Source organism: Chromobacterium alticapitis (assembly GCF_002924365.1).
Classification (GTDB): Bacteria; Pseudomonadota; Gammaproteobacteria; order Burkholderiales; family Chromobacteriaceae; genus Chromobacterium; species Chromobacterium alticapitis.
Map to the genome: position 1 here is coordinate 24,810 of NZ_PQWB01000088.1, position 26,081 is coordinate 50,890.

Below are 26,081 nucleotides of genomic sequence, written 5' to 3' on the forward strand. Positions count from 1 at the left end.
GCGCACGCTGGAGCCCAGCGAGGTGGAAACCCGCAAGCTGCACGCGCATCAGGAATACGGGCTGATGCACGTCAAGCTGTACGAGGACATCGCCCGTTTCGGCCATATCGCCACCAGCTACGACTACCCGGTGATGGTCAACGACCGTTACCTGGCCTCGCCGTCGCCGATTCCGAAGTTCGACAACCCCAAGCTGGACATGAGCCCGGCGCTGCTGCTGTTCGGCGCCGGCCGCGAAAAGCGCCTGTACGCGATTCCGCCCTACACCAAGGTGGAAAGCCTGGCCTTCGACGATCATCCGTTTACGGCCCAAACCTGGGAGCAAGGCTGCGCGTTGTGCGGCTCGCGCACGAGCTATCTGGACGAAATCGTCACCGACGACGCCGGCAGCCGGATGTTCGTCTGCTCGGATACCGACTACTGCCAGCGGGAGAAACAAGCATGATGGCGCCCATCCTTACCGTGAGCGGGCTGAGCAAGGACTACGGCAACGGCCAGGGCTGCTTCGACGTCAATTTCGAGCTATACCCGGGCGAGGTGCTGTGCATCGTCGGCGAATCCGGCTCCGGCAAATCCACGCTGTTGTCCACCCTGGCCGGCCGCCTGGTTGCGGACGCCGGCAGCGTGCGCTTCACCGACCGCGATGGCGCCCAACACGAGCTGACCTGCCTGCCCGAAGCCGAGCGCCGCCGCCTGGCGCGCAGCGAATGGGGCTTCGTCACCCAGCATGCCCGCGACGGCCTGCGCATGGGCGTCTCCGCCGGCGCCAACGTCAGCGAGCGGCTGATGGCGCTGGGCCAGCGCCACTATGGCCGCTTGCGCCAGACCGCCGGCGACTGGCTGGAAAAGGTCGAAATAGACCGCGCGCGTCTCGACGACAAGCCATCCGCCTTCTCCGGCGGCATGCAGCAGCGGCTGCAGATCGCCCGCAATCTCGTCACGCAGCCGCGGCTGGTGTTCATGGACGAGCCCACCGGCGGCCTGGACGTGTCGGTGCAGGCGCGCTTCCTCGACCTGACCCGCCGCCTGGTGCGCGACGCCGGCATCGCCGTCATCATGGTGACGCACGATCTGGGCGTGGCGCGGCTGCTGGCGCAGCGCACGCTGGTGATGCAGAAGGGCCGCGTGGTCGAAGCCGGCCTGACCGACCAGATCCTCGACGACCCGCAACACCCGTACAGCCAGCTCCTGGTGTCCTCCATCCTGCAGGCCTGAAATCATGAATCTATTGATAGACGCGCAAAATCTGAGCAAGACCTTCACCCTGCACCAGCAGGGCGGGCTGAGGCTGCCAGTACTGACCGATGTTTCGCTGCAGGCGGCCGCCGGCGAATGCGTGGCGCTGGCCGGCCCGTCCGGCGCCGGCAAAAGCACGCTGTTGAAGGCCCTGTACGCCAACTATCTGGTGGAAAGCGGCCGCATCGGCGTGTTCCACCAAGGCGCATGGGTGGACATGGCCCGCGCGCTGCCGCATGAGATCGCCGCCGTGCGCCGACACACGCTGGGCTATGTCAGCCAGTTCCTGCGGGTGATCCCGCGGGTGTCGGCGCTGGACATCGTCGCCGAGCCGCTGCGCGAATGGGGCTCGACCGACGCCGAAGCCCGGCTGGCGGCCGGCGAATGGCTGGCGCGGCTGAACATCGCCGAGCGGCTGTGGCGCCTGCCACCGGCCACCTTCTCCGGCGGCGAGCAGCAACGCGTCAACATCGCGCGCGGCATGATCGCGCCGCGGCCGATATTGCTGCTGGACGAGCCCACCGCCTCGCTGGACGCAGCCAACCGCGACGTGGTCGTACAATTGATGCGCGAGGCGCTGGCCCGCGGCGCGGCGCTGATCGGCATTTTCCACGACGCCCCCACCCGCGACGCCATCGCCAGCCGCGTATTCCAGGTCCCGCTGGCGCAACACACGGAAATCGCAGCATGAAACAGATTCTGAACCACGCCCGCATCGTGCTGGCCGACCGCGTCATCGACAACGGCGCGCTGGAAATTGAAGACGGCCTGATCGCCGCCATCCACGAACAGCCGCTGACCGAAGGCGAAGACCTTGCCGGCGCGCTGCTGCTGCCCGGCCTGGTGGAAATCCACACCGACAATCTGGAAAAACACCTGATGCCGCGCAACGGCGTGCTGTGGCCTACCCTGCCAGCCGTCATCACTCACGACGCCCAATGCGTGGCCGCCGGCATCACTACGGTGCTGGACGCGTTGTCGGTGGGCGATCTGGAAGGCGAAAGCGTGCGGCTGGACACGCTGCACAGCGCCTTCGCCGCCATCAACCAGGGCATGGACGAAGGCGCGCTGCGGGCGGAGCACTTCTTCCACCTGCGCTGCGAGTTGGCCTTCCCGCAACTGCTGGACGAATTGACGCCGCTGATCGCCCACCCGGCGGTGAAGCTGGTATCGGTGATGGATCATACGCCGGGCCAGCGCCAGTACCGCGATCTGGAGCAATACAAAAAATACTACGGCAAGAAAAAGGTAGGCTGGAACGAGGAGACCTTCCTCGCCGCCGTGGCGGAACGCAAGGCCAAGCAGGCGGAATTCGCTAGCCGCCACAAGCAGGCGGTGGTGGAAATGGCCCAGGCGCGCGGCATCGCGCTGGCCAGCCACGACGACACCGACGAGGCGCACATAGCGGAAGCGCTGCGCGACGGCGTAGCGATCTCGGAATTCCCCACCACGCGGGAAGCGGCGGCGGCGGCCAGGCGGCATGGCCTCGCCACCGTGATGGGCGCGCCCAATGTGGTGCGCGGCGGCTCCCACTCCGGCAACGTGGCGGCGCTGGAGCTGGCCTGCCATGACTTGCTGGACATCCTGTCGTCCGACTACGTGCCGGCCAGCCTGCTGCACGGCGCCTGGCTGCTGCACGCGCAGGCGGGCTGGAGCCTGCCGCGCGCCATCGCCGCCGTCAGCCTGAACCCGGCGCGCGCGGTGGGCCTAGCCGACCGCGGAAACATCGCCGTCGGACAGCGCGCCGACCTGGTGGCCATGACGGCGCGCGGCGATGTGCCGCTGCTGCGCAGCGTGTGGAAGCTGGGCAGAAAAGTGTTCTGACGCCGGATTGCCGTAACCGGCGCGCCGGCCAGGCTCAGACAGGCGCCTCAAGATCAGGCGGCGACGAGCTCCGCCGCCTGAACCGGCCCCTCCGCTGTTGCCGGCTCGAACTGCGGCGCCATCGCATCGAACATCGCTGGCGTCACCTCGAAGGCAAAGGTCTCGCCCTCGTGCTCATTCCCATTCAGTCGTCTATCGCCAAATGCACCGCCTGCTCGGCCTCCGTCAGCTTGCGCGCGCGGGTGGACTTGCCGGCGCCTTGCGGACCGAACACCAGATGCAATTGCGTCATCGAATCTGCCTTTCTTAAAGAACAATGCCGCCCACTGGCGGCTGGATCAGCGCTTGAACAGCGCCATGCCTTCCGACCGCCGCGCGGTCGGCTCGAAACCGAACTGGGCGTACAGATGCTTGGCCTCGCCGTCGGCGATCAGGCTGACGTAGGCGCTCAGCGGCAATTCGCGGTCTATATAGCCGCGAATCGCCGCCATGACGCGCTTGCCCAGCCCCCTGCCCTGGTGCGCCGGCAGCACGGCGATGTCCACCACCTGGTAGAAACTGCCGCCGTCGCCTATCAAACGGCCCATGCCGACGACATTCCCGTTCTGCAGCGCTTGCACCGCGAACACAGTGCCCGCCAAGCCGCGACGGGCGGCCTCTTCCGTCTTGGGGCTGAGGCCGGATTCGGCGCGCAGGCGGCGGTAGACGGCGACATCGGGCGTCGCCTCGACCAAAACATAATCGTCGCCTTCAGGGACAACAGACGATGCGGATGATGAAAACGCCAGCGGGCGCTGCATCAGCTCCTCGTCCAGCAGCCGGCCATCCAGCATGACCGCGCCGGGCAAGGCGCCGACGCGGCGAAAGCCGAAAGATTGATACAGCGCCTTGGCCGGCGCGTTGGCCGCGTGCACCGCCAGTTCCAGCGATAGCAGTCCCGGCAGCTCGGCCGCCTCATCCAGCAGGGCCTGCATCAAGCATCGCGCCACGCCCTTGCCGCGATGATCCGGCCGGGTGAACACGCCTTGCACCATCGCGCGGTGGCGTATCTTGACCCGGCCGTCCCGGCGCAACGCGGCAACGCCTATCAGCTGTCCCGCCGCAAAAGCGCCCAGCACCCGCTGGATGTCGCTGGGCTGGATCTGCCTCGCAATCTCCTCGTCGGCCAGGGACGCGATTTCCTCAGGCTCGAAATGTATCGCTTCCGGCGCGGTTTCCGCCGCCCGGATGCGGATGGCGCGATAGGCCGCGGCGTCCTCAGCCTGCAATACCCTGATTTCCATCCTTTGCTCCCGCCATTCCCGCCATGCGCGCCAGCGCCAGCATGAAAAGGGTCTTGACCATGAAATGACGGGATAATATCAGGCGCTTGCCAATTGCTCCAAGCGCGGCGCCGCGCGCTGCCGCTTCAGCCTTTCCGACAGCAACGGTCCGGAACAGTAATCCGCCCGCATCCGCTTGGCGATTTCCAGCATGTTGTCGCAAACAATCTCTTCCGCCGCCAGCGCGAACCCCTGCTCCGCCAACTGCGGCATCAGCGCCAGCAGCTGTTCGCGCACGCGCGGGTACATAAGGGCGCGGCTCATGAAGCTGGGCGCCAACGCCAAGCCATCCGGCTCCAGCCGCCACAAGCGCAGCAAATCCTGGCCGCCGGCGCCGAAATCTCCCAAGGCCAACCGGTGGCCTTGCTGGCGGTAGCGCCGCAGCAAGGACAGGCCAAGGTCCGCGGTGCGCTCGTCCAGGAACAGCAGCATCTGCGCCTGGGCGGCAGGAAACTCCAGCGCGTCCAGCAGCCGCGCGGTGAAATCGACGATGCGGTCGCTGTAGGCGTGGCAGATGCGCGGGTCCACGTCTATGCGCAACGGCAGGTGGCGGCCATTGCGGCCCAGGTGGTTCAACACATGCAGCACGCGGATCAGCTTGAGCAATGCCACCGCCTTGGCCTCGCCGTAATTCATCGCGAACAGCCAGTTGGCCGGCAGCATTTGGCCGAACTGGCCGTAAATGCGCAAGCGCGCCGCGTATTGCAGCAGCTGGCAGCGACCATCGCGCACCTTCGCCTGCGGGATGAAGCCGCTGCACAGCCACCAGCCGTCGAAACTGGCGAACACTTCCTGCGCGTTCCACTGCAGCTTCGCCTGTACGCCCTCGCGCTGCAGCAATTGCTGGCACGCAGCCAGCATAGACGGCGTGAAGCCGGCCGGCAGCGCCTTGGCGGGCTTGAATCGTTTCATGAGCGGCACCCGGTTGGTGAAAACTGGCGCCACTATAGCCCCGAGTGTGACAAGGTCATATACGTTTTGCCGATATGCCTATCCATTTTTAAGAAAAGCCGTCTTATACACTTTTAATAATATTCATCGCAGATATTCTTATTTCCCAGCCTCTACGGCCGCCGCCTACAGTGTCCTCACTCAAATCATCATTATGGAAAGCGCCATGCGCCCACTGCACCGCCTCGCCATCGCCCTGCTGTTCGCCGGCAGCGCCTCCGCTTTCGCCGACATCAGCCTGCTCAACGTCTCCTACGACCCGACGCGCGAACTCTACCAGGACTATAACGCCGCCTTCGTCAAGTACTGGAAAGTCAAGACCGGCGAGACCGTCACCGTCAAGCAATCCCACGGCGGCTCCGGCAAGCAGGCACGCTCGGTGATAGACGGCCTGGACGCCGATGTGGTGACGCTGGCGCTGGCCTACGACATCGACGAAATCTCCAGCCAGGCCAAATCCATCGCGCCCAACTGGCAGCAACGGCTGCCCCATAACGCCTCACCCTACTCGTCCACCATCGTGTTCCTGGTGCGCAAGGGCAATCCCAAGCGCATCAAGGACTGGAACGATCTGGTCAAATCCGGCGTGGAAGTGGTGACGCCGAACCCGAAGACCGGCGGCGGCGCGCGCTGGAACTACCTGGCGGCCTGGGGCTACGCGCTGAAGCAGCCCGGCGGCAACGACGCCAAGGCCAAGGACTTCGTCAAGAAGCTGTACGGCAACGTCAAGGTGCTGGATTCCGGCGCGCGCGGCTCGCTGATCACCTTCACCCAGCGTGGCATCGGCGACGTGCTGCTGTCGTGGGAAAACGAAGCTTTCCTCGCCGCCAAGGAGCTGGGGCCGGACAAGTTCGACATCGTCACCCCCTCCGTCTCCATCCTGGCCGAGCCGCCGGTCAGCGTGGTGGACAAAGTGGCGGACAAGCGCGGCACCCGTAAGGCGGCGGAGGCCTATCTGCAATACCTGTACAGCCCGGAAGGCCAGGAGCTGGCGGCCAAGCACTACTACCGCCCGCGCGACCCCAAGGTCGCGGCCAAGTACGCCGGCCAGTTCAGCAAGGTGAAGCTGTTCACCATAGACCAGACTTTCGGCGGCTGGCAGAAAGCGCAGAAAACCCACTTCGCCGACGGCGGTGTGTTCGATCAGATCGTGGCGCGCTGAAGTACGTTTCTTAGGCTAAAAAATTTTGTGAGAGACCTCCACGTATTCAACGCGCCAAGTCCCTTCAAGCCTGCCGCCGGGCGGCAGGCCCGAGGTTTTAAGCGGCTGTCTGTTTGAGTCCCGCGACGGTAGCGCGCATCGCTGAGCGAATCTCTACGTGCGAGGCTCTGCCTCGCCCAGTGATGGATTCGCACGCAGAGCGTTCAGCTGCGCCTCGGACCTGACGGGACCCGGCGGGTAGCCGCAGGCCAGGCTTGCAGGGTGGCTTTTAGGGGTGGAGGGGATATTTGGCCAAGCAAATATCCCCTCCCTGCACGCCGGGCAGCCCCGGCAACACCAATCATCATCCGCGCAGCGGATTCAAAACCAGACGAATCTTGAGAGAACGCCAGGATTCCCATGATTCGCAAGCCGCCCGCTCATCGTCAGGCGGCTTTATTTCACCCCTCGCCCACTTTGCATAATTTCGAATAAGCAACGAAGAAATGATTATTTTTGGAATAACGTTCATGCGGATATCGTTTATTCGATTATATGAATTGGAATCCATGATGTCCGCGACACTCGTTCCGCCGCCCCGCTCTCCCCGCGTCCTGCCCGGCTTCAATCTATCGCTGGGCTTCACCGTCAGCTATCTATCGCTGCTGGTGCTAATCCCGCTGGCCGCCGTGGCCCTGCGCGCCGCCGGCCAACCGCTGGAAAGCTTCTGGCAGACCGCAGCCTCGCCCCGCGTGCTGGCGTCCTACCGGCTCAGCTTCGGCATGGCATTGGCCGCTGCCGCCATCAACACGGTGTTCGGCCTGCTGCTGGCCTGGTCGCTGGCGCGCTACCGCTTTCCCGGCAAGCGGCTGATCGATTCGCTGGTGGACCTGCCCTTCGCCCTGCCCACCGCCGTCGCCGGCATCGCGCTGACTGCGCTGTACGCCGGCAACGGCTGGCTGGGACAATATCTGGAGCCCTTGGGCCTCAAAGTGGCCTTCGGCCCGTTGGGTGTGCTGGTGGCGCTGATCTTCATCGGTCTGCCCTTCGTGGTGCGCACCGTGCAGCCGGTGCTGGAAGACCTGGAAACCGAGCTGGAGGAAGCCGCCGCCTGCCTGGGCGCGCGCCGCTGGCAGACATTCCGCCACGTGATCCTGCCGGCTTTGCGGCCGGCCTTGCTGACAGGCTTCGCGCTGGCCTTCGCCCGCGCGGTCGGCGAATACGGCTCGGTGATCTTCATCGCCGGCAACGTGCCCATGGTGTCGGAAATCACGCCGCTGATGATCATCAGCAAGCTGGAGCAGTTCGATTACGCCGGCGCGGCCGCCATCGCCTCGGTCATGCTGGCCGCGTCCTTCCTGCTCTTGCTGGCCATCAACGGCCTGCAGTTCTGGAGCGCGCGCCGCCGTGCCGGGGGACGATAATGAGCGCCGTTATCGCCCAAACCCGTCCGGCGGCGGACAAGGCCGCCCAGCTGGAATCCCGCGCCGCCACCCGCGAATCGCGCGCCGTCAAATGGAGCATCCTGACGCTGGCGCTAGTCTTTTTCGGCGTATTTCTGCTATTGCCGCTGATCGTCGTATTCGTCGAGGCGCTGGCCAAGGGCTGGGACACCTACCTGACCGCGCTAGCCGATCCCGACGCGCTGGCGGCGGTGCGGCTGACGCTGCTGGCGGCGGCGCTGTCGGTACCGCTGAACCTGGCCTTCGGCATCGCCGCCGCCTGGGCGGTCACCCGCTTCGACTTCCGCGGCAAGCAGCTGCTGATCACCTTGATCGACCTGCCGTTTTCGGTGTCGCCTGTCGTCGCCGGCCTGATCTTCGTTTTGGTGTTCGGCCAACAGGGCTGGCTGGGGCCGTGGCTGGCGGAGTACGGGATCAAAATCATTTTCTCGGTGCCCGGCATCGTGCTGGCCACGCTATTCGTCACCGTGCCCTTCGTCGCCCGCGAGCTGATCCCGCTAATGGAGGCGCAAGGCCGCGAGGAAGAGGAAGCCGCCGTGGTGCTGGGCGCGCGCGGCTGGCAGGTGCTGTGGCACATCACCCTCCCCAATGTTCGCTGGGCCCTGCTATACGGCGTGATCCTCAGCAACGCGCGGGCGATGGGCGAGTTCGGCGCGGTGTCGGTGGTGTCCGGGCACATCCGCGGCGAAACCAATACGCTGCCGCTGCACGTGGAAATTCTCTACAACGAGTACAATTTCGCCGCGGCCTTCGCCGTGGCGTCCCTGCTGGCCTTGCTGGCCCTGGTCACGCTGGCGGTGAAGAGCTGGGTGGAATGGCGCGGCGCCAAGGAAAACTGAGATGAGCATACAAGTACAAAACATACGCAAAGCCTTCGGCGATTTCGTCGCTCTGGACGGCATTAGTCTGGACTTCCCAGGCGGCGAGCTGGTGGCGCTGCTCGGCCCTTCCGGCTGCGGCAAGACCACCCTGCTGCGCATCATCGCCGGCCTGGAGCAGGCTGACGCCGGCCATGTCTTGCTGGACGGCCAGGACGCCTCCTCCACCCATGTGCGCGAGCGCCAGGTGGGTTTCGTATTCCAGCATTACGCCTTGTTCCGCCACATGACGGTGTTCGACAACGTCGCCTTCGGCCTCAGAATGAAACCGCGGCGCGAACGCCCGTCCGAGTCCGACATCGCGCGCAAGGTGCATGAGTTGCTGGACCTGGTGCAGCTCGATTGGCTGGCCGACCGCATGCCGGCCCAGCTGTCCGGCGGCCAGCGCCAGCGCATCGCCCTGGCCCGCGCGCTGGCGGTAGAGCCGCGCGTGCTGCTGCTGGACGAACCGTTCGGCGCGCTGGACGCCAAGGTGCGCAAGGAGCTGCGCCGCTGGCTGCGCAAGCTGCACGACGAGCTGCATATCACCTCGATCTTCGTCACCCACGACCAGGAAGAAGCGCTGGAGGTGGCGGACCGGGTGGTATTGATGAACCACGGCAAGGTGGAGCAGATAGGCTCGCCGGCCGAAGTGTACAGCCAACCGGCCAGCGCCTTCGTCTATGGCTTCCTCGGCAGCGCCAACCGCGTCCGCGGCGTCAGCGGCCCCGGCTCTATCGCGGTGGACGGCCATGTGCTGGACGCCGACCACCAGCTGCCGCACGGCCAGACGGTGGAGGCCTTCATCCGCCCGCACGACCTGGCCATCGCGCCAGACCCAGACGGCGCCGGCCTGCCGGCCCGGGTGCAGCGGGTGCTGACTCTCGGCGGCCTGTCCCGCATCGAGCTGGAGGGCCGCGACGAGCTGGCCGGGCTGTCTTTCGACGCCGAGCTGCCGGCCGACGCGCCGCTCTTGGCCACCTTGGCCGCCGGCCAGGACGTGCGGCTGCGCGCGCGCGCCGCCCGCGTATTCGCCGCGGACGCGCAAGGAGAACAAGCATGAATTTCCAGCAACTGCGCATCATCCGCGAAACCGTGCGCCAGGGCTTCAATCTGACCGAGGTGGCCAACGCGCTGTACACCTCGCAGTCCGGCGTCAGCAAGCATATCAAGGACCTGGAGGACGAGCTGGGCGTGGAGCTGTTCATCCGCAAAGGCAAGCGCTTCCTCGGCCTGACCGACCCCGGCAAGGAGCTGCTGACCATAGTCGAGCGCATGCTGCTGGACGCCGGCAACATCAAGCGGCTGGCGCAACAATTCAGCCTGCGCGACGAGGGCCAGCTGACCATCGCCACCACCCACACCCAGGCGCGCTACGCGCTGCCGCAGGTGGTGACGGCGTTCAAGCGCGCCTTCCCGCGCGTGCATCTGGTGCTGCACCAAGCCAGCCCGACCGAGCTGGTCAAGCTGCTACTGGAAGGCGAGGCTGACATCGGCATCGCCACCGAGGCGGTAACCGAAGTGGCCGACCTGGTCTCCTTCCCCTATTACAGCTGGCACCACTGCGTGATCGCCCCGCCCGAGCATCCACTGCACCAGGCACCGCTGACGCTGGAGGCATTGGCCGAGCACCCCATCGTCACCTACCACCACGGTTTCACCGGGAGGGCCGATATCGACAACGCCTTCGCCTCAGCCGGACTCGCGCCCGACATCGTAATGGCGGCGTTGGACGCCGACGTGATCAAGACCTATGCCGAGCTGGAGCTGGGCGTGGGCATCGTCGCCTCCATGGCGGTGGACCCGCGCCGCGATGCCGGCCTCAAGGTGGTGGAAGGCCCGCCGCTGTTCGGCCGGCAGACCAGCCGCATCGCCATCCGCCGCGGCCATTACCTGCGCAGCTACGCCTACCGCTTCATCGAGCTGTGCGCGCCGGCGCTGAGCGAGGTCAGCGTGCGCCAGGCCCTGAGCCCGGCGACGCAGGAATAAACGCCGCGCAAACGACAAAGGCCCGGCATGACCGGGCCTTGCTTAGGCGGATAGGCGCTGGCTCAGCGCTTATCCATCATGATTTGCAGGATCTGGGTATCGGTCTGCGCCATGCCCTGAGTGGCCAGCTTGCCCAGGTTGGAGATGGACACGTCCACATCGTGGGCGACGATGCCCTCGTTGCCGGAGACCCGGGTGCCGTCCAGCGCCATCAGCACCGCTTTGAAGCCGGAACCAGCCGAGGTGGACACCTTCATCGCGCAGCTATTGGAGGCGCCGTCGCAAATCATGCCGGCCAGGTCGCCTATCATGCTGGAAATCGCCATGCTGACAGCCGGATAGCCGCCGTTAAGCAAGTAAGCCATCCCGGCCGCCGCGCCCATGGAAGCGGTGGTGACGGCGCACAGGGCGGACAGCTTGGGCAGTCGGGTGTGGATGTAGACGGCGATCAGGTGCGATAGCGCCAGCGCGCGGATCAGCGTCTCCTGGTCAGCTTTGACGTGCTCGGCCACCGCCACCACCGGCATGGTCGCGGCGATGCCCTGGTTGCCGGAGCCGGAATTGCTCATCGCCGGCAGCGTGGCGCCGCCCATGCGCGCGTCGGACGCGGCGGTGGTGCGGGTAAGGATATTGGACAGCAGGCCTTCCGACAACAAGCCGGCCTCGATCTGCCGCTGCAGCGTGGCGCCGATGTGCAGGCCATACTTGCCGCTCATGCCCTCCTCGGCCAGAGCGCTGTTCAGCACCGCTGCCTCGTGGATGAATTCGATCATCTCCAGCGGCGCGCGGGTGGCGAAGTCGTAGACGTCGCGCGCGGTGGCGTCGCCCAGCTCGTAGGTTTCCATCGGCTTCGCGTCGGCGGCCTCGCGCCTCAGCTTAACTTCGCCATTGCGCTCGATCTTGATCACATTGGTGTGGGCGTCGGCGATGGCCACGCGCGCGCACTCGTCGCCGTGCCAGACACAGGCTTCGGCGTACAGGATGTTGGGCACCGCGGCCACGCCCAGCTTGACCTTGCCGTCGGCCAGCATCTGCTTGCCGGCCGCCACCTGCTCCACGGTCAGACTCTTCAGCACTTCCAGCTTGGCGTCCGGGTCGCCACCCAACGCACCGACAGCGGCTGCGATCGGCAGGCCGACGGTGCCGGTGCCGGGCACGGTCACGCCCATGCCGTTCTTCATCAGGTTGGCCGATACCCAGGCGTCGATGCGCTCCGGCGCCTTGCCCAGCTCGCGCGTCGCCAATGCCGCAGCCAGCGCCAGTGAGATCGGCTCGGTACAGCCCAGGGCCGGCACGACTTCCTGCTTCAGGGCCTTGACGAATTCCGGCCACAACCTAACTTCACGTTCAGACATGCTTACTCCGCCGACACATAACAAAATGATATAATAAAATAACTTTCCGTTTACTTTACCATCAACTTGCCGTTTTGTGTGCCTAAAAAACAGGCAATATGCTCACAGTCAAATACCTGCCGCCAGAACTGTCGCAATGGACGCAAAACCAGGTCGAGCGGCAGTGTTGCCGCTGGCGTGATGTCTGCGATCCGCGCAGCGTGGCGCGCCGCGCGCACCCTTGCCCATGCGGGTCGACAAAGCGCGCGAACAGCATGCGGGAAGTGGAGTTGGCGAGAAGAAATAGCGGAAGCAGGCTATGCGCCCATTCGGACGAAACGTTCCTCAACAGGCTGGACGACGTCCAGAACCCAGACTCCGCGCAGCAGGGCTGAGCGGGCGATGGAAAGCGGAATGGAAGCTTGCGGCGCGAAAGCTCCCGGCGGCATGGCGCGTCGCCGGGAGGCTCAGGCGAGCTCAGCGCCTGATCAGCCCGGCGGCGATCGGTTTGGCCAACAACTGGCGGTACAGCGACTCCAGCGCCCCGGTCAGAGCCGCGCCCTTGCGCGCCCACAACGGCGACAGCGCGGCGCACCAGGCGATGGACACCAGCAAGGCGCCCAGCATGTCCAGCGGGAAATGCACGCCGAGGTAAACGCGGGACCAGGCCACAGCCAGACCGGAAACCGCCATCACCCAGCCCCAGCCGCGAGCCGCGCTGAAACACCAGCACAAAGCCATCATGGCGAAAATGCTGCCGTGATTGCTGGGGAAGGAAGGCGTGGGATCATGCGCCAGAAAGGTATAGCCTATGGGCACGGCGAACGGCCGCGGATGCGGCCAGATCAGGCCTATCGCCCAGTTGCCGATCAAGGCGACGGCGGTCAGCAGCAGCGACTTCAAAATGGTGTCGCGCAACTCGGCGCGCCCCCACAGCCACAGGACGACCAACAGCGCAGGCAGCAGCCGCATCACGTCTCTGGCGATGAAAGTGGCCAGCTTGATGGAGATGGGCGCGCTATCCGGCGTCGCGTTGATCATGAGGAATAGCGTTTGGTTCAGGGATTCGAGTATTGCCATCGCGTGCCAGGCAGGCCTCGCAGGTCCTGCCGATCAATTGAGAAAGGATGCGATATTAGTCCTGAACGTGAACTTTTTGTTCCAATCATGTTAAATATAACAACGACATTGCGCTGAAGGAAAAGCAAAAAGCCCGCATCTTCCGATGCGGGCTTTTCTGAAAGCTGGCTCCCCGAGCAGGGCTCGAACCTGCGACCTGCGGATTAACAGTCCGTCGCTCTACCAACTGAGCTATCAGGGAACGTTTAGAGAGAAGGATAGTACCCTACACTCCCACTATCGTCAATAGCCGAATACGCGGCGGAGGCGCTCGCCTCCGCCGCGCGGACCGGATCAACCGTGGCGGGTTTCCACCTGCATCAGTTGCGCCGGCTGCTCGGCTTCGAGCTCGGCATTGGCGACCACATCGCGACGGCGCGGGCCTTGCTGCAGCGCCGGCTGTTCGACGGCAGGCGCTTGCTCGGTCGCCGGCTTGGTCGAAACCATCACCAGACCGCCCAGCTCCACCGGCTTCTCTTCCACAGCCGGAGCGGCTTGCGGCGCAGCTTCCGCCACGACCTCGGCCACTGCCGCGGCGACAGGCTCGATCTCTGCGGCCGGCTCGACTTGAGCCGGCTGCTCGGCGACGGGCTCGGCTACCGCCTCAGCCACAGCCGCAGGCGTCACCACCACGGCTTCCGCCTTAGGCTCGAACACCTCCACGGATGCCGGCTCGGCCACCACCGGCGCTTCCTCCTTTTCCTGCTCAGCCAGCGGCGTTACGGTAACAGTCTCAACCACTGCGGTTTCGACTGCAACCATCTCAACGGCGGCCGGAGCGCTTTCCACAAGCGCTTCAACCGGCTTGGCCGCTTCCGGCTGAGCTTCCGCTTCGGGTTTGGCTTCGATCACAGTCTCGACAGCGACTGTGGCGACCACCGCGGCCGCAGCGATGCCGGCAGCCTCGGCCAGCGGAGCTTCCGCGCCCGCCTCCTCAGCCACGCCTTCCACTTGAGCTTCCGGATTGTCGCGGCGACGATCGCGGCGGCTGCGGCGGCGACGGCGTTCGCCGCGCTCCTGCTGCTCTGCCTGATCGGCCTCCACGCCTTCGGCGCGCGGCTCTTCCTGAACCAGCGGTTTTTCAACCTCAACCGGCGCGACAACCGGCGTCTGACGGCGACGCGGCTCCTGCTGCGGCTTGTCCTGCTTCTCGGCCTTGTCGCTCACGCGCTCTTCGCGCGGCGCCTGCTCGCGGACTTCCTTGGCCTCGCGCGGCTCGCGCTCGCGGCGACGATTGCCGCGCTCGCGCTGCTGCTCGTTGCGCTCTTCACGATCGCGGCCGGCTTCCTTGCGCTCCACATCCTTGCGCTCCGAGCGCTCGGCATCCTTGCGCTCGTGACGCGGCTTGGCTTCATCCGGAGAGGACTGGCGGCGCTGCTCATGCTCGCGGCGAGCCTGCCCGCCGGTGCGACGCTCTTGCTGGCGCGAGCGGTTGCCGCGCTGCTCGTTGCGGGAAGCGGCGGCTGCCGGCTTTTTCTTCTCAGGCTCGACAGCCTTTTCCGGCTCGGCGAACAGACCCTTGAACCAGGCGGCGATGCCCGCGAACAGGCCAGCCGGCTCAGCCGGCTTCTCAACCGGGGCCGGGGTCGCGCTCGGCGCGGGCTGTTGCGGCGTGATGCCCTTGACCGCGGCTTCCTGGCGAACCACCTTCGGCTTTTCCTGGCCGAAATTGGTGATCACGTCTTCTTCCTGCACTTCGACGCGGCTGTAGCTCGGCGCTTCGCCCAGTTCGGCCAGGTCGTCGTGGCGCACGCGCACGATCTTGTAGTGCGGGGTTTCGAGATGGATGTTCGGGATCAGCACCACGTCGACATCCAGGCGCTCTTCGATCGAGTGGATCTCGGCGCGCTTCTCGTTCAACAGGAAGGTGGCCACGTCGACCGGCACCTGCGCGTGCACCGCGCCGGTGTTTTCCTTCATCGCCTCTTCCTGGATGATGCGCAGGATGTGCAGCGCCGACGATTCGGTGCCGCGGATGAAGCCTATGCCGTGGCAACGCGGACACGGCTCATGGCTGGTCTCGCCCAAGCTCGGCTGCAGGCGCTGGCGGGACAGCTCCAGCAGGCCGAAGCGGGACAGCTTGCCCATCTGCACGCGGGCGCGGTCATGCTTCAGAACGTCGCGCAGGCGGTTTTCCACGTCGCGCTGATTCTTCGGGTTTTCCATGTCGATGAAGTCGATCACCACCAGGCCGCCCAAATCTCGCAGACGCAGCTGGCGGGCGATTTCTTCCGCCGCTTCCAGGTTGGTCTTGACCGCGGTTTCCTCGATGTCGGCGCCCTTGGTGGCGCGAGCCGAGTTCACGTCGATGGAGACCAGCGCTTCGGTGTGGTCGATCACGATGGCGCCGCCGGACGGCAGCTGCACGCTGCGCGAGAAGGCGGTTTCGATCTGGTGCTCGATCTGGAAGCGGGAGAACAGCGGCACATGATCCTTGTACACCTTCACACGCGACAGCATGTTAGGCATGACGTGGCTCATGAACTGGCGGGCCTGATCATGGATCTCATCGGTATCGATCAGCACTTCGCCGATGTCCGGATGGAAATAGTCGCGGATCGCGCGGATCACCAGGCTGCCTTCCTGCAGAATCAGGAAAGGCGCGGACTGCGCGCCGGCCGCACCCTCGATGGCGCGCCACAGCTGCATCAGGTAACCCAGGTCCCACTGCAGTTCTTCCAGATTGCGGCCGATGCCGGCGGTGCGCGCGATCAGGCTCATGCCATGCGACACTTCCAGCTGGGACAGCAAATCCTTCAGTTCCTGACGCTCTTCGCCCTCGATGCGGCGCGATACGCCGCCGCCGCGCGGATTGTTCGGCATCAGCACCAGATAGCGGCCGGCCAGGCTGATGTAGGTGGTCAGCGCCGCGCCCTTGTTGCCGCGCTCGTCCTTCTCCACCTGCACCACCACTTCCATGCCTTCGCGCAGCACGTCCTGAATACGCGGACGACCGCCCTCATAGCCCTGGAAATAGGAGCGGGACACTTCCTTGAACGGCAGGAAGCCGTGACGCTCGGTGCCGTAATCGACGAAGCAGGCTTCCAGCGAAGGCTCGATCCGGGTGATGATACCCTTGTAGATATTGCCCTTGCGCTGTTCCTTGCCTACGGTCTCGATATCGAGATCGACGAGCTTTTGCCCGTCGACAATGGCGACGCGCAGCTCTTCGGCTTGCGTCGCATTGAACAACATACGTTTCATTTACATTCCTTGCGCAGCACTCACGCAAGGATGCAGCCAGTATTTGACGGCCCAGTGACTATAAATGGGCGCTTTCCGAAAGAAGTGTCGAGGTAAAGATCGAGAAAAACTAGCTTTGCTATGACAGCCTACTTCCTGATTTGGATCACATGCAGCCCCGCGATTCTGTGCGCAAACGGCGCATCGGCGTTGTCGCCGATCCCGCCTCCCAGGCGGGACAAACATCACAGGACGGCTGGCATGCCGGGTCAAACTTCGCTGCGAAATCTCCCGACTGGCTTGGCATCGGGAAATGGAATACTCGTGAGTGCGTTATGCGTATAAATGCATTACCATCGCTACTTTTCGGTGAGCGAGTTAACCTTGGCTGCGGCTGTGGCAAACAGCATCAGGTCAGGAGTTGGCCCCTGCCGGCCGTTTCGGATTTCCGCAGCAGCATCACGCAGAACTGGCCGTGATCGTGGCATTCCGACGCTGTCCGCTCTAGGTGCCGCGCACTGCGGACAGCGCCACAAGTATAAGCAATATGACAGACATTCGCAAAGATTCCGTAACCTTCCTTGAAGTGACCGCAGACGATGCCGGCCAACGGCTGGACAACTATCTGCAGCGCCTGCTCAAGGGGGTGCCCAAGAGCCATATCTACCGCATCCTGCGCTCCGGCGAAGTGCGCGTGAACAAGGGCCGCGTCGACGCCAGCTACCGCGTCGCGGCGGGCGACACGCTACGCATTCCGCCGATCCGCGTCGCCGAGCGCGCGGAAAAAAACGTGCCCGCAGCCACCTTCCCAGTGGTGTACGAAGACGACGCGTTGCTGGTGATAGACAAGCCGGCCGGCGTGGCGGTGCATGGCGGCAGCGGGGTATCCTTCGGCGTGATCGAGCAACTGCGCCGCGCCCACCCGGAGTGGCGCTACCTGGAGCTGGTGCACCGGCTGGATCGCGAGACCTCCGGCCTGCTGATGCTGGCCAAGAAGCGCTCCGCGCTGACCAAGCTGCACGACATGATGCGCGACAACGTGCCGGACAAGCGCTACCTGGCGCTGGCCACCGGCCACTGGCCGGAAAACGTCAAGCAAGTGAAGCTGCCGCTGTTCAAGTTCCACACGCCGGACGGCGAACGCCGCGTCAAGGTGGCTGAAGGCGACGATGGCCAGTACGCGCACACCAATTTCGCCATCCAACAGCGCTACGCCGAGTTCACCCTGGTGGAGGCGCATCTGCGCACTGGCCGCACCCACCAGATCCGCGTCCACATGCAGGCCAACGGCTGCGCCATCGCCGGCGACGAGAAATACGGCGACTTCGCGCTGAATAAAGAACTGGCGCGGCGCGGCCTGAAGCGGATGTTCCTGCACGCCAGGAGCCTGACCCTGCCCCACCCTTTGACCGGCGCGCCGCTGAAACTCGAAGCGCCGCTGCCGGCGGAACTGCAAAAATTCCTGAAAACCCTGGAGCCGCGCTGATGCGTGAATTCGATCTGGTAGTGTTCGACTGGGACGGCACGCTGATGGACTCCACCAGCCACATCGTCCATGCTATCCAGCAAGCCTGCCGCGACCTGGCCCTGCCGGTACCCGCTCGCGACGCCGCCAGCCATGTCATAGGCCTGCGCCTGGCCGACGCGCTGCGGCGCTTCTGCCCCGAGGACAGAGCGGAACAGCTGCCGGCGCTGGTGGACGCCTTCCGCCGCCACTATCAGGCCAATCTCGACCAAGTCACGCTGTTCGACGCCGCGCGCGAAACGCTGGAAACCATCCGCGCCCACGGCGTATTCGTCGCCATCGCCACCGGCAGCAGCCGAGCCGGCCTGGAGCGCGCGCTGGGCGTCGTCGGCATAGCGGAACTGTTCGACGCCACCCGCACCGTGGACGAATGCCACTCCAAGCCTCACCCGGACATGCTGTTGCAACTGAGCGATTTTTTCGGCGTGACGCTGAGCCGCACCGTGATGATAGGCGACACCAGCCACGACCTGCTGATGGCGCAAAACGCTGGCAGCCATGGCGTGGGCATCAGCCACGGCGCCCACTCCGACGAGCATTTGCGGCAATGCCAGCCTCGCGCCATCGTCCACTCCCTGCCCGAGCTGTCCTCATGGCTGCAGCCCAGACTAGGCTGATCTGCGCTTCCAGCCAACTGGAAGATGGCGGACTGGCGCACCGCTTCGAAATCGAACAGCCGGACGGCAGCAAGCTGCCCGCCATCGCCATTCGCTATCAGGGCCAGGTTTACGGCTATCTAAACCGCTGCCGCCACATCCCCATTGAGCTCGACCTGCAGGACGGCCAGGTCTTCGACTTGACCGGCCACCACCTGATCTGCAGCATGCACGGCGCGCGCTACCACCCGGCCACCGGCTATTGCAGCTGGGGCCCCTGCCGCGGCCAATCGCTGGCCGCCTTGGACCTGATTGAAGAAAATGGCGAAGTCTGGCTCAATGCCATGCCGAGTGAATTTTGCTAGACTCTCGCGGAACCCCTTCCGGAGCACACCGACCATGAGCGACACCCAGAACTGGGAACGACAACTGCTGGAAAAACTCGCCTCCTCGGCGCTCGTAGAACAGCGCCGCGCCAGGCAATGGAAAATCTTCTTCCGCCTGGTCTGGCTGTTCATCATCGCAGCCATCGCCGCCAGCCTGTTCCTGCGCCACGAAGAGAAAACCGGCGCCGGACTCGCCGACGGCAGCCACACCGCCAAGATTGAGCTCGATGGCGCGATCAGCAGCGACAACGACACCGGCGACAAACTGATCAAGGCGCTGGACGCCGCCTTCAAGGATCACGGCACCCGCGGCGTCATCATCGCGGCCAACAGCCCCGGCGGCAGCCCGGTGCTATCCGGCATGGTCTACGATGAAATTCGCCGCCTGAAAAAGCTGCATGCGGACATCCCGGTCTATGTCGTGGTCAGCGAGGTATGCGCCTCCGGCTGCTATTACATCGCCGCAGCAGCGGACAAGATCTTCGTCGACAAGGCCAGCATCGTCGGCTCCATCGGCGTGCTGTCGGATGGATTCGGTTTCACCGGCGCCATGGAAAAGCTGGGCATAGACCGCCGCCTGAAGACCGCCGGCGAAAACAAGGCGATGGGCGATCCGTTCTCGCCGGTCAATCCCAAGCACGACGCGATACGCCAGCAACTACTGGACGACATCCACGCGCAATTCATCCAGGCCGTGCAGGCCGGCCGCGGCAGCCGTTTGAAGAACGACCCGCAGCTGTTCAGCGGCATGGTCTGGCTGGGCGAAAAAGCCATCCCGCTGGGTCTGGCGGATGGCTATGGCACCGTATCGTCCGTCGCCCGCGACGTAGTCAAGGCGGAGAAGACCGTGGATTACACCCAGCAGGACGATTTCTCCAGCCGCGTGGCGCGCCGCATAGGCGTGGAATTCGCCGGCGGCGTGAAATCGCTGTTCGACACGCAACTGTTCTGATCCATCGGAGGCGGCCATGGCATCCAGACGCAAGCGGCAAGAAGAGGAGCATGAGAACCACGAACGCTGGCTCGTCTCCTATGCCGACTTCATCACGCTGCTGTTCGCCTTCTTCGTGGTGATGTACGCCATCTCCTCGCTGAACGAAGGCAAATACCGCGTCATGTCCTCCGCCATCATGGACGCCTTCCGCAGCGGCACCATGGTGACGGTGCAAACCACGCCGCCCACCGGCGGCGCCAACACCATGATAGAAATTCCGCAGACCAAGCCGATAGGCAAGGCCGTCAAGTCCGGCCACCCGGCGCAGGAAACGGCCAAGCTTGGCCAGTTGACGCAGGACTTGGCCAAGGCGCTGGGTCCGCTAGTGATGAGCGGCGAGGTCACCATCACCCACAACAGCCAGGGCATCAATATAGACATCCGCGACAGCGCGCTGTTCGCCGTCGGCCAGGCCGTGCCCAACCAGCAGTCGCTGCCGCTGATGTCCAGCATGGCGCGGCTGCTGGCGGGCGTGGACAATTCCATTCGAGTGGAAGGATTCACCGACAACGTCCCCATACGCACGTCGATCTTCCCCTCCAACTGGGAACTGTCCGCCGCGCGCGCCGGCGGCGTGGTGCGGCTGTTCCAGGAAAACGGCATAGACCCGCAGCGCCTGGTCGCCGTCGGCCACGGCGCCAACCTGTCCGTCGCCGACAATAACTCGGCCGAAGGCCGCGCCCGCAACCGGCGGGTCACCATCTCCGTGCTGTCCGACGCATCCGGCGAGCCGGCCGCGGAAGCTTCTGCCCCCACCCCAACCGCAACCGAGGTAAACCCATGAGCACTCCCGTTTCCCACGCCACGCTGGAACAGCTGTTCCTGAACGCCCGCACCCACAGCCACTGGCAGCCGCGGCCGGTAGGCGACGAGCTGCTGCATCAACTGCACGAACTGCTGAAACATGCGCCGACCAGCGCCAATTGCTCGCCGGCCCGCCTCGTCTTCGTCAAGAGCGCGGAAGCCAAGGCCAAGCTCAAGCCCTGCCTGGCCGAAGGCAATGTCGAAAAGACCATGGCCGCGCCGGTATGCGTGATCGTCGCCCACGACACCCGCTTCTACGAGCACCTGCCCAAGTTGTTCCCGCACGCCGATGCCAAGAGCTGGTTCGAGGGCAATCAGCCGCTGATCGACACCACCGCCTTCCGCAACGGCACGCTGCAAGGCGCCTACCTGATCCTGGCCGCCCGCTCGCTGGGCCTGGATTGCGGTCCGATGTCCGGCTTCGACAACGCCGCAGTGGACGCCGCCTTCTTCCCGGACGGCCGCTTCAAATCCAACTTCCTGATCAACCTGGGTTACGGCGAAGCCGACAAGCTGTTCCCGCGCTCGCCGCGCTTCGACTTCGACGAGGCCTGCCACATCCTGTAAGCCAGCAATTGATTCTGGCTTGATCCTCATGCCCGGTTATAATGCCGGGCATTTGTCTGCCCGGAGAATGCCATGCTGTACCCGCTGCTGCGCCCGCTGTTGTTCAAGTTCGACGCGGAAACCGCCCACGAGCACACTTTGAAGATGCTGGACCGCGCGCACCGGCTGCATTTGACCCCGCTGGCCGCCGGCCCCGCCGCGCGCCGCCCGGTGGAGGCCATGGGCATCGTCTTCCCTAACCCGGTGGGCTTGGCCGCCGGCCTGGACAAGAACGGCGAACACATCGACGCACTGGCCGCGCTCGGCTTCGGCTTCATCGAGATCGGCACCATCACCCCGCGCCCGCAGGACGGCAACCCCAAGCCGCGGCTGTTCCGCCTGCCGGAACACGAGGCCATCATCAACCGCATGGGTTTCAACAACCATGGTGTGGCCGCGCTGCTGGAAAACGTCCGCCGCTGCAAATTCAAAGGCGTGCTCGGCATCAATATCGGCAAGAACGCGATTACGCCCATAGAAAACGCCGTGGATGACTACCTGGCCTGCCTGGATCAGGTCTACACGGCCGCCAGCTACGTCACCGTCAACATCTCCTCGCCCAACACCAAGAATCTGCGCCAGCTGCAACAGGGCGACGAGCTGGGCAAGCTGCTCGCCTCGCTGAAGCGCCGCCAACAGGAACTGGCCGACCGGCACGGCCGCTACGTGCCGCTGGCGGTGAAAATCGCGCCGGACCTCGACGACGAGCAAATCGCGGAAATCGCCCGCCTCCTGACCGCGAACGGCATAGACGGCGTCATCGCCACCAATACCACGCTGTCCCGCGCCGAAATCGCCGGCCACCCGCTGGAAAGCGAGGCAGGCGGCCTGTCCGGCGCGCCGGTGCGCAGCCGCTCCACCGCGGTCATCCGCAAGCTGGCGCGGGAACTTGACGGCGCGCTGCCTATCATAGGAGTTGGCGGCATCCTGTCTGGAAATGACGCTGTCGAAAAACTGGATGCCGGCGCCGCCCTGGTGCAAATCTACAGCGGACTGATCTACCGCGGTCCAGAGCTGGTTGGAGAATGCGGCCGGGCTGCGGCGCAATACTTACAAGCTCGCAACTGAACCGAAGAATGGAGCTGAAAATGACCTCTACCCTATCCCGCGCATGCCTGATCGGCCTGATGAGCGCAGGCTTCCTCAGCGGCTGCGCCACCTCGGACTCCGCCGCCGTTTACTCCAAGAGCCAGATGCGCCAGGCGCAAACCGTGCAGTTCGGCACGGTGCTATCAGTGCAAAACGTCAAAATGGAAGGCGACAACAATGAATTGCTGACGCTGGGCGGCGCCGCGCTGGGCGGCCTGGCCGGCAGCAATGTAGGCGGCGGCAAGGGCCAAGCCGCCGGCGCCATCGTCGGCGCGCTGGCCGGCGGCTTCGGCACCCAGGCGGCGCAGCGCGCGATGACCAAAAACGCGCTGGAAATCACGGTCAAGCTGGATTCCGGCCGCACCGTCTCCATCGTGCAGGAAGCCGACATCCCCTTCGTCGTCAATCAGCGCGTCAAGCTGTTGAGCGGCGGCGGCAACGACCGCGTCGTGCCTTACTAAGCAAGCCGTACAGCCAAAAAAACGGGCCCGCAAGGGCCCGTTGCCATTTCAGGCGCCTGCCCGCCCGTGGCCGGGCAGCCACTGCCACCGGCCTGCGCGCAGCATCTGCAAGGGATGGTAACCGGACTTGTAGGACATCTTGCGGCACTCCCGTATCCAGTAACCCAGATAGACATAGCCCAGCCCCAACGCCCGCGCCTGCTCCACTTGCCACAGCACGTTGTAGACGCCCAGGCTCATCTGGGCATCCTCCGGGTCATAAAAGGTATAGACGGCGGACAAGCCGTCGGCCAATTTATCGACCAGGCTGACCATCTTCAGCTCGCCGCCCAGGCGGAACTCCACCAGATGGCTGTCCACCCCGCTCTTCAGGATGAATTCAGAATATTGCTGCGCATCGTCCTCCGACATGCCGCCGCCGGCATGGCGCGTCTGCTGGTACAGACGGTACAAGGCGTAATGTTCTGCGTCGAAGCTCAACGGCATCCAGCGCGCGCTCATCTCGCTCCCGCGCTTCCACACCCGCCGCTGGGTGCGATTGGGCTGAAACTGCTCCACCGGCAGGCGCACAGGAATGCAGGCCTGGCAGGTGTCGCAATAGGGACGATAGGTATAAAAGCCGCTGCGGCGAAAACCCAGCCGCACCAGTTGGCTATAGACGCCGCTGTCTATCGCCTCGGCCGGGATCGCCACTTGCGAGCGAGCCTGCCGGTCGGGCAGATAGCTGCACGGATACGGCGCGGTGGCGTAAAAATGGATGGCCGCGACTTGGCCGGCTTCACGATGACTCATGGCGGTAATGGTAGTCCCACATTTGGCCGGGCGGGGATTGCCCTGTCATTTGCTTTAGCGTAGCAAGAAAAACATCGCGCGGCACCAAGCGGGCGCCCAAACTGGCCAGATGCGACGTGTGCATCTGGCAATCGATCATTTCCACCCCCTGCCCGGCCAAGTGCCTGACCATATGGACGAAGGCCAGCTTGGAAGCATCCGGGCGGTGGGAAAACATGGATTCGCCATAAAACATCCGGCCTATGGACACGCCGTACAAACCGCCCGCCAGCTCGCCGTCCATCCAGGTTTCAAAGCTATGGGCGTATCCCAAGCCATGCAGACGGCAATAGGCGGCCTGCATCTCCGGCACGATCCAGGTGCCGTCCTGGCCTGGCCGCGGTTCCGCGCAGGCCCGCATCACATCGGCGAAGGCGGTGTCGACGCGGATTTCATAATCCAGATTGCGCAAAGTCTTGGCCAGCGAACGGCTGACCTTCAGCTCCTCGGGAAACAGCACCATGCGCGGCGCGGGCGACCACCACAGAATGGGCTCGCCTTCGGAAAACCAGGGGAAAATGCCTTGCGAATAGGCGCAGAGCAAGCGCCTGGGGGACAAATCGCCGCCGGCGGCCAGCAGGCCGTTGGGATGACTCAAGGCCTGCGCCGCCGGCGGGAAGACAGGCTCGGGGCCGAGCCAGGGAATCATCAGCGGTGACCGCCCTTGCCGAGGCAATCCGGACACTCGCCGTACATGTACAAGGCATGCTCGACGATGCGGAAGCCATGCTGCTCGGCAATGCGGTCCTGCAGCGCTTCGATCTCGGGATCGAAGAATTCCACCACCTTGCCGCAATTGACGCAGACCATGTGGTCGTGGTGGCCGCCCTGGTTCAACTCGTACACGGCTTTGCCGGTTTCGAAGTGGTGGCGCACCAAGATGCCCGCCTGCTCGAACTGCGTCAGCACGCGGTAGATGGTGGCGAGGCCGATGTCGATGTTTTCCGCGAGCAGCTTGCGGTACACATCTTCCGCCGACATATGGCCGGAATCGCCCTGCTCGAACAGATCGAGTATTTTCAGGCGCGGACCAGTGGCTTTCAGTCCGATATCTTTGAGGTGACTGGCTTTGCTCATCGTGATATAAAGTGTGTCGATTTTCGAATCATGATAAAGCCTTTTGACGGCTTTGCCTAATTACAGCCTCATAAACATCGAGCCAATCGGAGTATCATGCGCGCCCTGATTTTCGCCGCTGTCATCGCCGTCTCCGGCTGCAGTTCCCTCAATCCGCTTGACTGGACCCACAAAGTGCAGGTCCAGCAAGGAAATTACGTCACCGCCGACGCCGTCGCCAAACTGAAGCCGGGCATGACACGCTCCCAAGTGCGCTTCCTGCTGGGCACGCCGCTGCTGACCGACGCCTTCCATGCCAATCGCTGGGACTACAAGTATAGCGACGCCAAAGGCGGCAAGCTGGATTCCAACAGCGACAAGCTGCTGACCGTCTACTTCAACGGCGACACGCTGGAGCGGGTGGAAGGCCAGGCCCAGGCCGCCGCGCCGGGCAAGCTGCTGGACGCCTCCGCGCCCGCGCCTGAGGCGAAGAAGCCATGAGCGGACAAAACATCGTTATCGTAGGCGCTTCAGGCCGCATGGGCCGCGTGCTGATCGAATCCGCGCTGAACACGCCCGGCGTTCGCCTGCACGCCGCGATAGACCGCGCCGACTCCGGCTTCATCGGCCAGGACGCCGGCCTGTTCTGCGGCAGAAACAGCGGCGTCGCCATCAGCTCGGACTTCATCGCCGCGCTGGACGGCGCGGACGTGGTGATAGACTTCACCCGCCCGGAAGGCACGCTGGAACACATGCTGGCCTGCGCGGAGCGCGGCGTGCGCATGGTGATAGGCACCACCGGTTTCGATGACGCCGGCAAAGCGGCCATCCGCGCCGCAGCCGAAAAAATCGGCATCGTGTTCGCCGCCAATTTCAGCGTGGGCGTCAACCTGACCTTCAAGCTGCTGGACATGGCCGCCCACGTGCTGAACGAGGGCTACGACATCGAGATCATAGAGGCTCACCACCGCTTCAAGGTGGACGCCCCGTCCGGCACCGCGCTGCGCATGGGCGAAGTCATCGCCGGCGCGCTGGGCCGCGATCTGAAACAATGCGCGGTTTATGGCCGCGAAGGCGTCACCGGCGAACGGGACCCTCAAGCCATAGGCTTCGCCACCGTGCGCGGCGGCGACGTGGTGGGCGACCACACCGCGCTGTTCGCCGCCCTGGGCGAGCGCGTGGAAATCAGCCACAAGGCATCCAGCCGCGCCACCTTCGCCAACGGCGCCGTCCGCGCCGCGCGCTGGCTGTCCGACCAACCGCACGGCCTGTTCGACATGCAGGACGTGCTCGGCCTGCGCTGAGCACTGGAGG

At 64.6% G+C, this 26,081-nt stretch carries 28 protein-coding genes and 1 tRNA gene; 19 read left to right on the forward strand and 10 right to left on the reverse strand.

The features are described 5' to 3' along the window. The 4 genes from C2I19_RS22550 to C2I19_RS16465 all read left to right on the forward strand — a co-directional run. Positions 1-445 (forward strand): alpha-D-ribose 1-methylphosphonate 5-phosphate C-P-lyase PhnJ (locus tag C2I19_RS22550; protein WP_233201234.1); only part of this gene is annotated, 445 nt, incomplete at its 5' end. Then, the gene (gene phnK, locus C2I19_RS16455) at positions 442-1,215 is read left to right on the forward strand and encodes a phosphonate C-P lyase system protein PhnK (protein ID WP_103903743.1); all 774 of its coding nucleotides are present in this window, start codon (positions 442-444) and stop codon (positions 1,213-1,215) included. The genes C2I19_RS22550 and phnK, both read left to right, overlap by 4 nt. Positions 1,216-1,219: 4 nt before the next feature. Then, positions 1,220-1,927 carry a phosphonate C-P lyase system protein PhnL gene (gene phnL / locus C2I19_RS16460; RefSeq protein WP_103903744.1) on the forward strand — a complete coding sequence of 236 codons (708 nt, stop codon included), beginning with the start codon at positions 1,220-1,222 and terminating at the stop codon, positions 1,925-1,927. Next, positions 1,924-3,060, forward strand: coding sequence for an alpha-D-ribose 1-methylphosphonate 5-triphosphate diphosphatase (locus C2I19_RS16465; protein ID WP_103903745.1), 1,137 nt, complete (start codon positions 1,924-1,926; stop codon positions 3,058-3,060). Before phnL ends, C2I19_RS16465 begins: the two co-directional genes overlap by 4 nt. A gap of 184 nt (positions 3,061-3,244) precedes the next feature. Here C2I19_RS16465 and C2I19_RS22890 read toward each other — a convergent pair whose 3' ends face one another. The 3 genes from C2I19_RS22890 to C2I19_RS16475 all read right to left on the reverse strand — a co-directional run bounded on the left by C2I19_RS22890 (position 3,245) and on the right by C2I19_RS16475 (position 5,294). Continuing rightward, on the reverse strand, positions 3,245-3,352 hold the full coding sequence (locus C2I19_RS22890) for an AAA family ATPase (protein ID WP_369406692.1): 108 nt from the start codon (positions 3,350-3,352) through the stop codon (positions 3,245-3,247). Positions 3,353-3,398: 46 nt separating this feature from the next. Beyond that, positions 3,399-4,343: a GNAT family N-acetyltransferase gene (locus C2I19_RS16470; protein ID WP_103903746.1), complete on the reverse strand. Its 945-nt coding sequence runs from the start codon at positions 4,341-4,343 to the stop codon at positions 3,399-3,401. A 78-nt stretch (positions 4,344-4,421) separates the two neighbouring features. Next, positions 4,422-5,294 (reverse strand): EAL domain-containing protein, encoded by an 873-nt coding sequence (locus C2I19_RS16475; RefSeq protein WP_146056848.1) that lies wholly within the window; start codon positions 5,292-5,294, stop codon positions 4,422-4,424. Between the two features lie 205 nt (positions 5,295-5,499). Here C2I19_RS16475 and C2I19_RS16480 point away from each other — a divergent pair, with 205 nt between their 5' ends. From C2I19_RS16480 to C2I19_RS16500, 5 genes are all read left to right on the forward strand, one after another. Beyond that, positions 5,500-6,495: a sulfate ABC transporter substrate-binding protein gene (locus tag C2I19_RS16480; RefSeq protein WP_233201235.1), complete on the forward strand. Its 996-nt coding sequence runs from the start codon at positions 5,500-5,502 to the stop codon at positions 6,493-6,495. 548 nt (positions 6,496-7,043) lie between these two features. Continuing rightward, positions 7,044-7,898 (forward strand): sulfate ABC transporter permease subunit CysT, encoded by an 855-nt coding sequence (gene cysT, locus C2I19_RS16485; RefSeq protein ID WP_103903749.1) that lies wholly within the window; start codon positions 7,044-7,046, stop codon positions 7,896-7,898. Next, positions 7,898-8,776 carry a sulfate ABC transporter permease subunit CysW gene (cysW, locus tag C2I19_RS16490; RefSeq protein ID WP_103903750.1) on the forward strand — a complete coding sequence of 293 codons (879 nt, stop codon included), beginning with the start codon at positions 7,898-7,900 and terminating at the stop codon, positions 8,774-8,776. The genes cysT and cysW overlap by 1 nt, the downstream gene beginning before the upstream one ends. A 1-nt stretch (position 8,777) precedes the next feature. Then, positions 8,778-9,857 carry a sulfate/molybdate ABC transporter ATP-binding protein gene (locus C2I19_RS16495; RefSeq protein WP_103903751.1) on the forward strand — a complete coding sequence of 360 codons (1,080 nt, stop codon included), beginning with the start codon at positions 8,778-8,780 and terminating at the stop codon, positions 9,855-9,857. Beyond that, on the forward strand, positions 9,854-10,783 hold the full coding sequence (locus tag C2I19_RS16500; protein WP_103903752.1) for a CysB family HTH-type transcriptional regulator: 930 nt from the start codon (positions 9,854-9,856) through the stop codon (positions 10,781-10,783). Before C2I19_RS16495 ends, C2I19_RS16500 begins: the two co-directional genes overlap by 4 nt. 62 nt (positions 10,784-10,845) lie before the next feature. Here C2I19_RS16500 and C2I19_RS16505 read toward each other — a convergent pair whose 3' ends face one another. The 4 genes from C2I19_RS16505 to C2I19_RS16520 all read right to left on the reverse strand — a co-directional run bounded on the left by C2I19_RS16505 (position 10,846) and on the right by C2I19_RS16520 (position 16,440). Further along, a complete protein-coding gene (locus tag C2I19_RS16505) occupies positions 10,846-12,138 on the reverse strand; it encodes an L-cysteine desulfidase family protein (protein WP_103903753.1) in 1,293 nt (430 codons plus the stop codon). A 456-nt stretch (positions 12,139-12,594) separates the two neighbouring features. After that, a complete protein-coding gene (locus C2I19_RS16510; protein WP_103903754.1) occupies positions 12,595-13,197 on the reverse strand; it encodes a phosphatase PAP2 family protein in 603 nt (200 codons plus the stop codon). A gap of 165 nt (positions 13,198-13,362) precedes the next feature. Next, positions 13,363-13,438, reverse strand: a tRNA-Asn gene (locus C2I19_RS16515). 92 nt (positions 13,439-13,530) lie between these two features. Next, positions 13,531-16,440: an Rne/Rng family ribonuclease gene (locus C2I19_RS16520; RefSeq protein ID WP_103903755.1), complete on the reverse strand. Its 2,910-nt coding sequence runs from the start codon at positions 16,438-16,440 to the stop codon at positions 13,531-13,533. Between the two features lie 526 nt (positions 16,441-16,966). On the opposite strand from C2I19_RS16520, the gene C2I19_RS16525 reads away from it, so the two are divergent. The 8 genes from C2I19_RS16525 to C2I19_RS16560 all read left to right on the forward strand — a co-directional run bounded on the left by C2I19_RS16525 (position 16,967) and on the right by C2I19_RS16560 (position 22,880). Next, the gene (locus tag C2I19_RS16525) at positions 16,967-17,905 is read left to right on the forward strand and encodes an RluA family pseudouridine synthase (protein WP_103903756.1); all 939 of its coding nucleotides are present in this window, start codon (positions 16,967-16,969) and stop codon (positions 17,903-17,905) included. After that, positions 17,905-18,561, forward strand: coding sequence for an HAD family hydrolase (locus tag C2I19_RS16530; RefSeq protein WP_199181231.1), 657 nt, complete (start codon positions 17,905-17,907; stop codon positions 18,559-18,561). Before C2I19_RS16525 ends, C2I19_RS16530 begins: the two co-directional genes overlap by 1 nt. Continuing rightward, complete coding sequence (locus tag C2I19_RS16535) at positions 18,537-18,905, forward strand: Rieske (2Fe-2S) protein (protein ID WP_103903778.1); 369 nt, start codon at positions 18,537-18,539, stop codon at positions 18,903-18,905. Before C2I19_RS16530 ends, C2I19_RS16535 begins: the two co-directional genes overlap by 25 nt. A 34-nt stretch (positions 18,906-18,939) precedes the next feature. Beyond that, the gene (locus C2I19_RS16540; protein WP_103903758.1) at positions 18,940-19,878 is read left to right on the forward strand and encodes a S49 family peptidase; all 939 of its coding nucleotides are present in this window, start codon (positions 18,940-18,942) and stop codon (positions 19,876-19,878) included. A 16-nt stretch (positions 19,879-19,894) separates the two neighbouring features. Then, complete coding sequence (motD, locus tag C2I19_RS16545) at positions 19,895-20,704, forward strand: flagellar motor protein MotD (RefSeq protein ID WP_103903759.1); 810 nt, start codon at positions 19,895-19,897, stop codon at positions 20,702-20,704. Further along, positions 20,701-21,291, forward strand: a complete 591-nt coding sequence (locus tag C2I19_RS16550) for a malonic semialdehyde reductase (protein WP_103903760.1) — start codon at positions 20,701-20,703, stop codon at positions 21,289-21,291. The genes motD and C2I19_RS16550 overlap by 4 nt, the downstream gene beginning before the upstream one ends. Before the next feature lie 72 nt (positions 21,292-21,363). Beyond that, the gene (locus C2I19_RS16555) at positions 21,364-22,398 is read left to right on the forward strand and encodes a quinone-dependent dihydroorotate dehydrogenase (RefSeq protein WP_103903761.1); all 1,035 of its coding nucleotides are present in this window, start codon (positions 21,364-21,366) and stop codon (positions 22,396-22,398) included. A 20-nt stretch (positions 22,399-22,418) separates the two neighbouring features. Continuing rightward, the gene (locus tag C2I19_RS16560; protein ID WP_103903779.1) at positions 22,419-22,880 is read left to right on the forward strand and encodes an outer membrane lipoprotein; all 462 of its coding nucleotides are present in this window, start codon (positions 22,419-22,421) and stop codon (positions 22,878-22,880) included. Between the two features lie 48 nt (positions 22,881-22,928). Here the strand turns inward: C2I19_RS16560 and C2I19_RS16565 are convergent, their stop codons facing one another. Genes C2I19_RS16565 through fur form a run of 3 tightly spaced genes read right to left on the reverse strand, consistent with a single transcriptional unit; the run spans position 22,929 to position 24,788 of the window. Beyond that, complete coding sequence (locus C2I19_RS16565; protein WP_103903762.1) at positions 22,929-23,672, reverse strand: arginyltransferase; 744 nt, start codon at positions 23,670-23,672, stop codon at positions 22,929-22,931. Continuing rightward, the gene (aat, locus tag C2I19_RS16570; protein ID WP_103903763.1) at positions 23,659-24,360 is read right to left on the reverse strand and encodes a leucyl/phenylalanyl-tRNA--protein transferase; all 702 of its coding nucleotides are present in this window, start codon (positions 24,358-24,360) and stop codon (positions 23,659-23,661) included. The genes C2I19_RS16565 and aat overlap by 14 nt, the downstream gene beginning before the upstream one ends. Beyond that, positions 24,360-24,788: a ferric iron uptake transcriptional regulator gene (gene fur, locus C2I19_RS16575; protein WP_103903764.1), complete on the reverse strand. Its 429-nt coding sequence runs from the start codon at positions 24,786-24,788 to the stop codon at positions 24,360-24,362. Before fur ends, aat begins: the two co-directional genes overlap by 1 nt. 96 nt (positions 24,789-24,884) lie before the next feature. On the opposite strand from fur, the gene C2I19_RS16580 reads away from it, so the two are divergent. Together C2I19_RS16580 and dapB are read left to right on the forward strand one after the other, a co-directional pair. After that, positions 24,885-25,268 (forward strand): outer membrane protein assembly factor BamE, encoded by a 384-nt coding sequence (locus C2I19_RS16580; protein WP_103903765.1) that lies wholly within the window; start codon positions 24,885-24,887, stop codon positions 25,266-25,268. Beyond that, a complete protein-coding gene (gene dapB, locus C2I19_RS16585) occupies positions 25,265-26,071 on the forward strand; it encodes a 4-hydroxy-tetrahydrodipicolinate reductase (RefSeq protein WP_103903766.1) in 807 nt (268 codons plus the stop codon). The genes C2I19_RS16580 and dapB overlap by 4 nt, the downstream gene beginning before the upstream one ends. Positions 26,072-26,081 lie beyond the last annotated feature (10 nt).

Excerpts from the sequence above, each read along its gene's own strand:
- phnK (WP_103903743.1), top strand. The coding sequence starts at position 442 with ATGATGGCGCCCATCCTTACCGTGAGCGGGCTGAGCAAGGACTACGGC.
- phnL (WP_103903744.1), top strand. The coding sequence starts at position 1,220 with ATGAATCTATTGATAGACGCGCAAAATCTGAGCAAGACCTTCACCCTG.
- C2I19_RS16465 (WP_103903745.1), top strand. The coding sequence starts at position 1,924 with ATGAAACAGATTCTGAACCACGCCCGCATCGTGCTGGCCGACCGCGTC.
- C2I19_RS22890 (WP_369406692.1), bottom strand. The coding sequence starts at position 3,352 with ATGACGCAATTGCATCTGGTGTTCGGTCCGCAAGGCGCCGGCAAGTCC.
- C2I19_RS16470 (WP_103903746.1), bottom strand. The coding sequence starts at position 4,343 with ATGGAAATCAGGGTATTGCAGGCTGAGGACGCCGCGGCCTATCGCGCC.
- C2I19_RS16475 (WP_146056848.1), bottom strand. The coding sequence starts at position 5,294 with ATGAAACGATTCAAGCCCGCCAAGGCGCTGCCGGCCGGCTTCACGCCG.
- C2I19_RS16480 (WP_233201235.1), top strand. The coding sequence starts at position 5,500 with ATGCGCCCACTGCACCGCCTCGCCATCGCCCTGCTGTTCGCCGGCAGC.
- cysT (WP_103903749.1), top strand. The coding sequence starts at position 7,044 with ATGATGTCCGCGACACTCGTTCCGCCGCCCCGCTCTCCCCGCGTCCTG.
- cysW (WP_103903750.1), top strand. The coding sequence starts at position 7,898 with ATGAGCGCCGTTATCGCCCAAACCCGTCCGGCGGCGGACAAGGCCGCC.
- C2I19_RS16495 (WP_103903751.1), top strand. The coding sequence starts at position 8,778 with ATGAGCATACAAGTACAAAACATACGCAAAGCCTTCGGCGATTTCGTC.
- C2I19_RS16500 (WP_103903752.1), top strand. The coding sequence starts at position 9,854 with ATGAATTTCCAGCAACTGCGCATCATCCGCGAAACCGTGCGCCAGGGC.
- C2I19_RS16505 (WP_103903753.1), bottom strand. The coding sequence starts at position 12,138 with ATGTCTGAACGTGAAGTTAGGTTGTGGCCGGAATTCGTCAAGGCCCTG.
- C2I19_RS16510 (WP_103903754.1), bottom strand. The coding sequence starts at position 13,197 with ATGGCAATACTCGAATCCCTGAACCAAACGCTATTCCTCATGATCAAC.
- C2I19_RS16520 (WP_103903755.1), bottom strand. The coding sequence starts at position 16,440 with ATGAAACGTATGTTGTTCAATGCGACGCAAGCCGAAGAGCTGCGCGTC.
- C2I19_RS16525 (WP_103903756.1), top strand. The coding sequence starts at position 16,967 with ATGACAGACATTCGCAAAGATTCCGTAACCTTCCTTGAAGTGACCGCA.
- C2I19_RS16530 (WP_199181231.1), top strand. The coding sequence starts at position 17,905 with ATGCGTGAATTCGATCTGGTAGTGTTCGACTGGGACGGCACGCTGATG.
- C2I19_RS16535 (WP_103903778.1), top strand. The coding sequence starts at position 18,537 with ATGGCTGCAGCCCAGACTAGGCTGATCTGCGCTTCCAGCCAACTGGAA.
- C2I19_RS16540 (WP_103903758.1), top strand. The coding sequence starts at position 18,940 with ATGAGCGACACCCAGAACTGGGAACGACAACTGCTGGAAAAACTCGCC.
- motD (WP_103903759.1), top strand. The coding sequence starts at position 19,895 with ATGGCATCCAGACGCAAGCGGCAAGAAGAGGAGCATGAGAACCACGAA.
- C2I19_RS16550 (WP_103903760.1), top strand. The coding sequence starts at position 20,701 with ATGAGCACTCCCGTTTCCCACGCCACGCTGGAACAGCTGTTCCTGAAC.
- C2I19_RS16555 (WP_103903761.1), top strand. The coding sequence starts at position 21,364 with ATGCTGTACCCGCTGCTGCGCCCGCTGTTGTTCAAGTTCGACGCGGAA.
- C2I19_RS16560 (WP_103903779.1), top strand. The coding sequence starts at position 22,419 with ATGACCTCTACCCTATCCCGCGCATGCCTGATCGGCCTGATGAGCGCA.
- C2I19_RS16565 (WP_103903762.1), bottom strand. The coding sequence starts at position 23,672 with ATGAGTCATCGTGAAGCCGGCCAAGTCGCGGCCATCCATTTTTACGCC.
- aat (WP_103903763.1), bottom strand. The coding sequence starts at position 24,360 with ATGATTCCCTGGCTCGGCCCCGAGCCTGTCTTCCCGCCGGCGGCGCAG.
- fur (WP_103903764.1), bottom strand. The coding sequence starts at position 24,788 with ATGAGCAAAGCCAGTCACCTCAAAGATATCGGACTGAAAGCCACTGGT.
- C2I19_RS16580 (WP_103903765.1), top strand. The coding sequence starts at position 24,885 with ATGCGCGCCCTGATTTTCGCCGCTGTCATCGCCGTCTCCGGCTGCAGT.
- dapB (WP_103903766.1), top strand. The coding sequence starts at position 25,265 with ATGAGCGGACAAAACATCGTTATCGTAGGCGCTTCAGGCCGCATGGGC.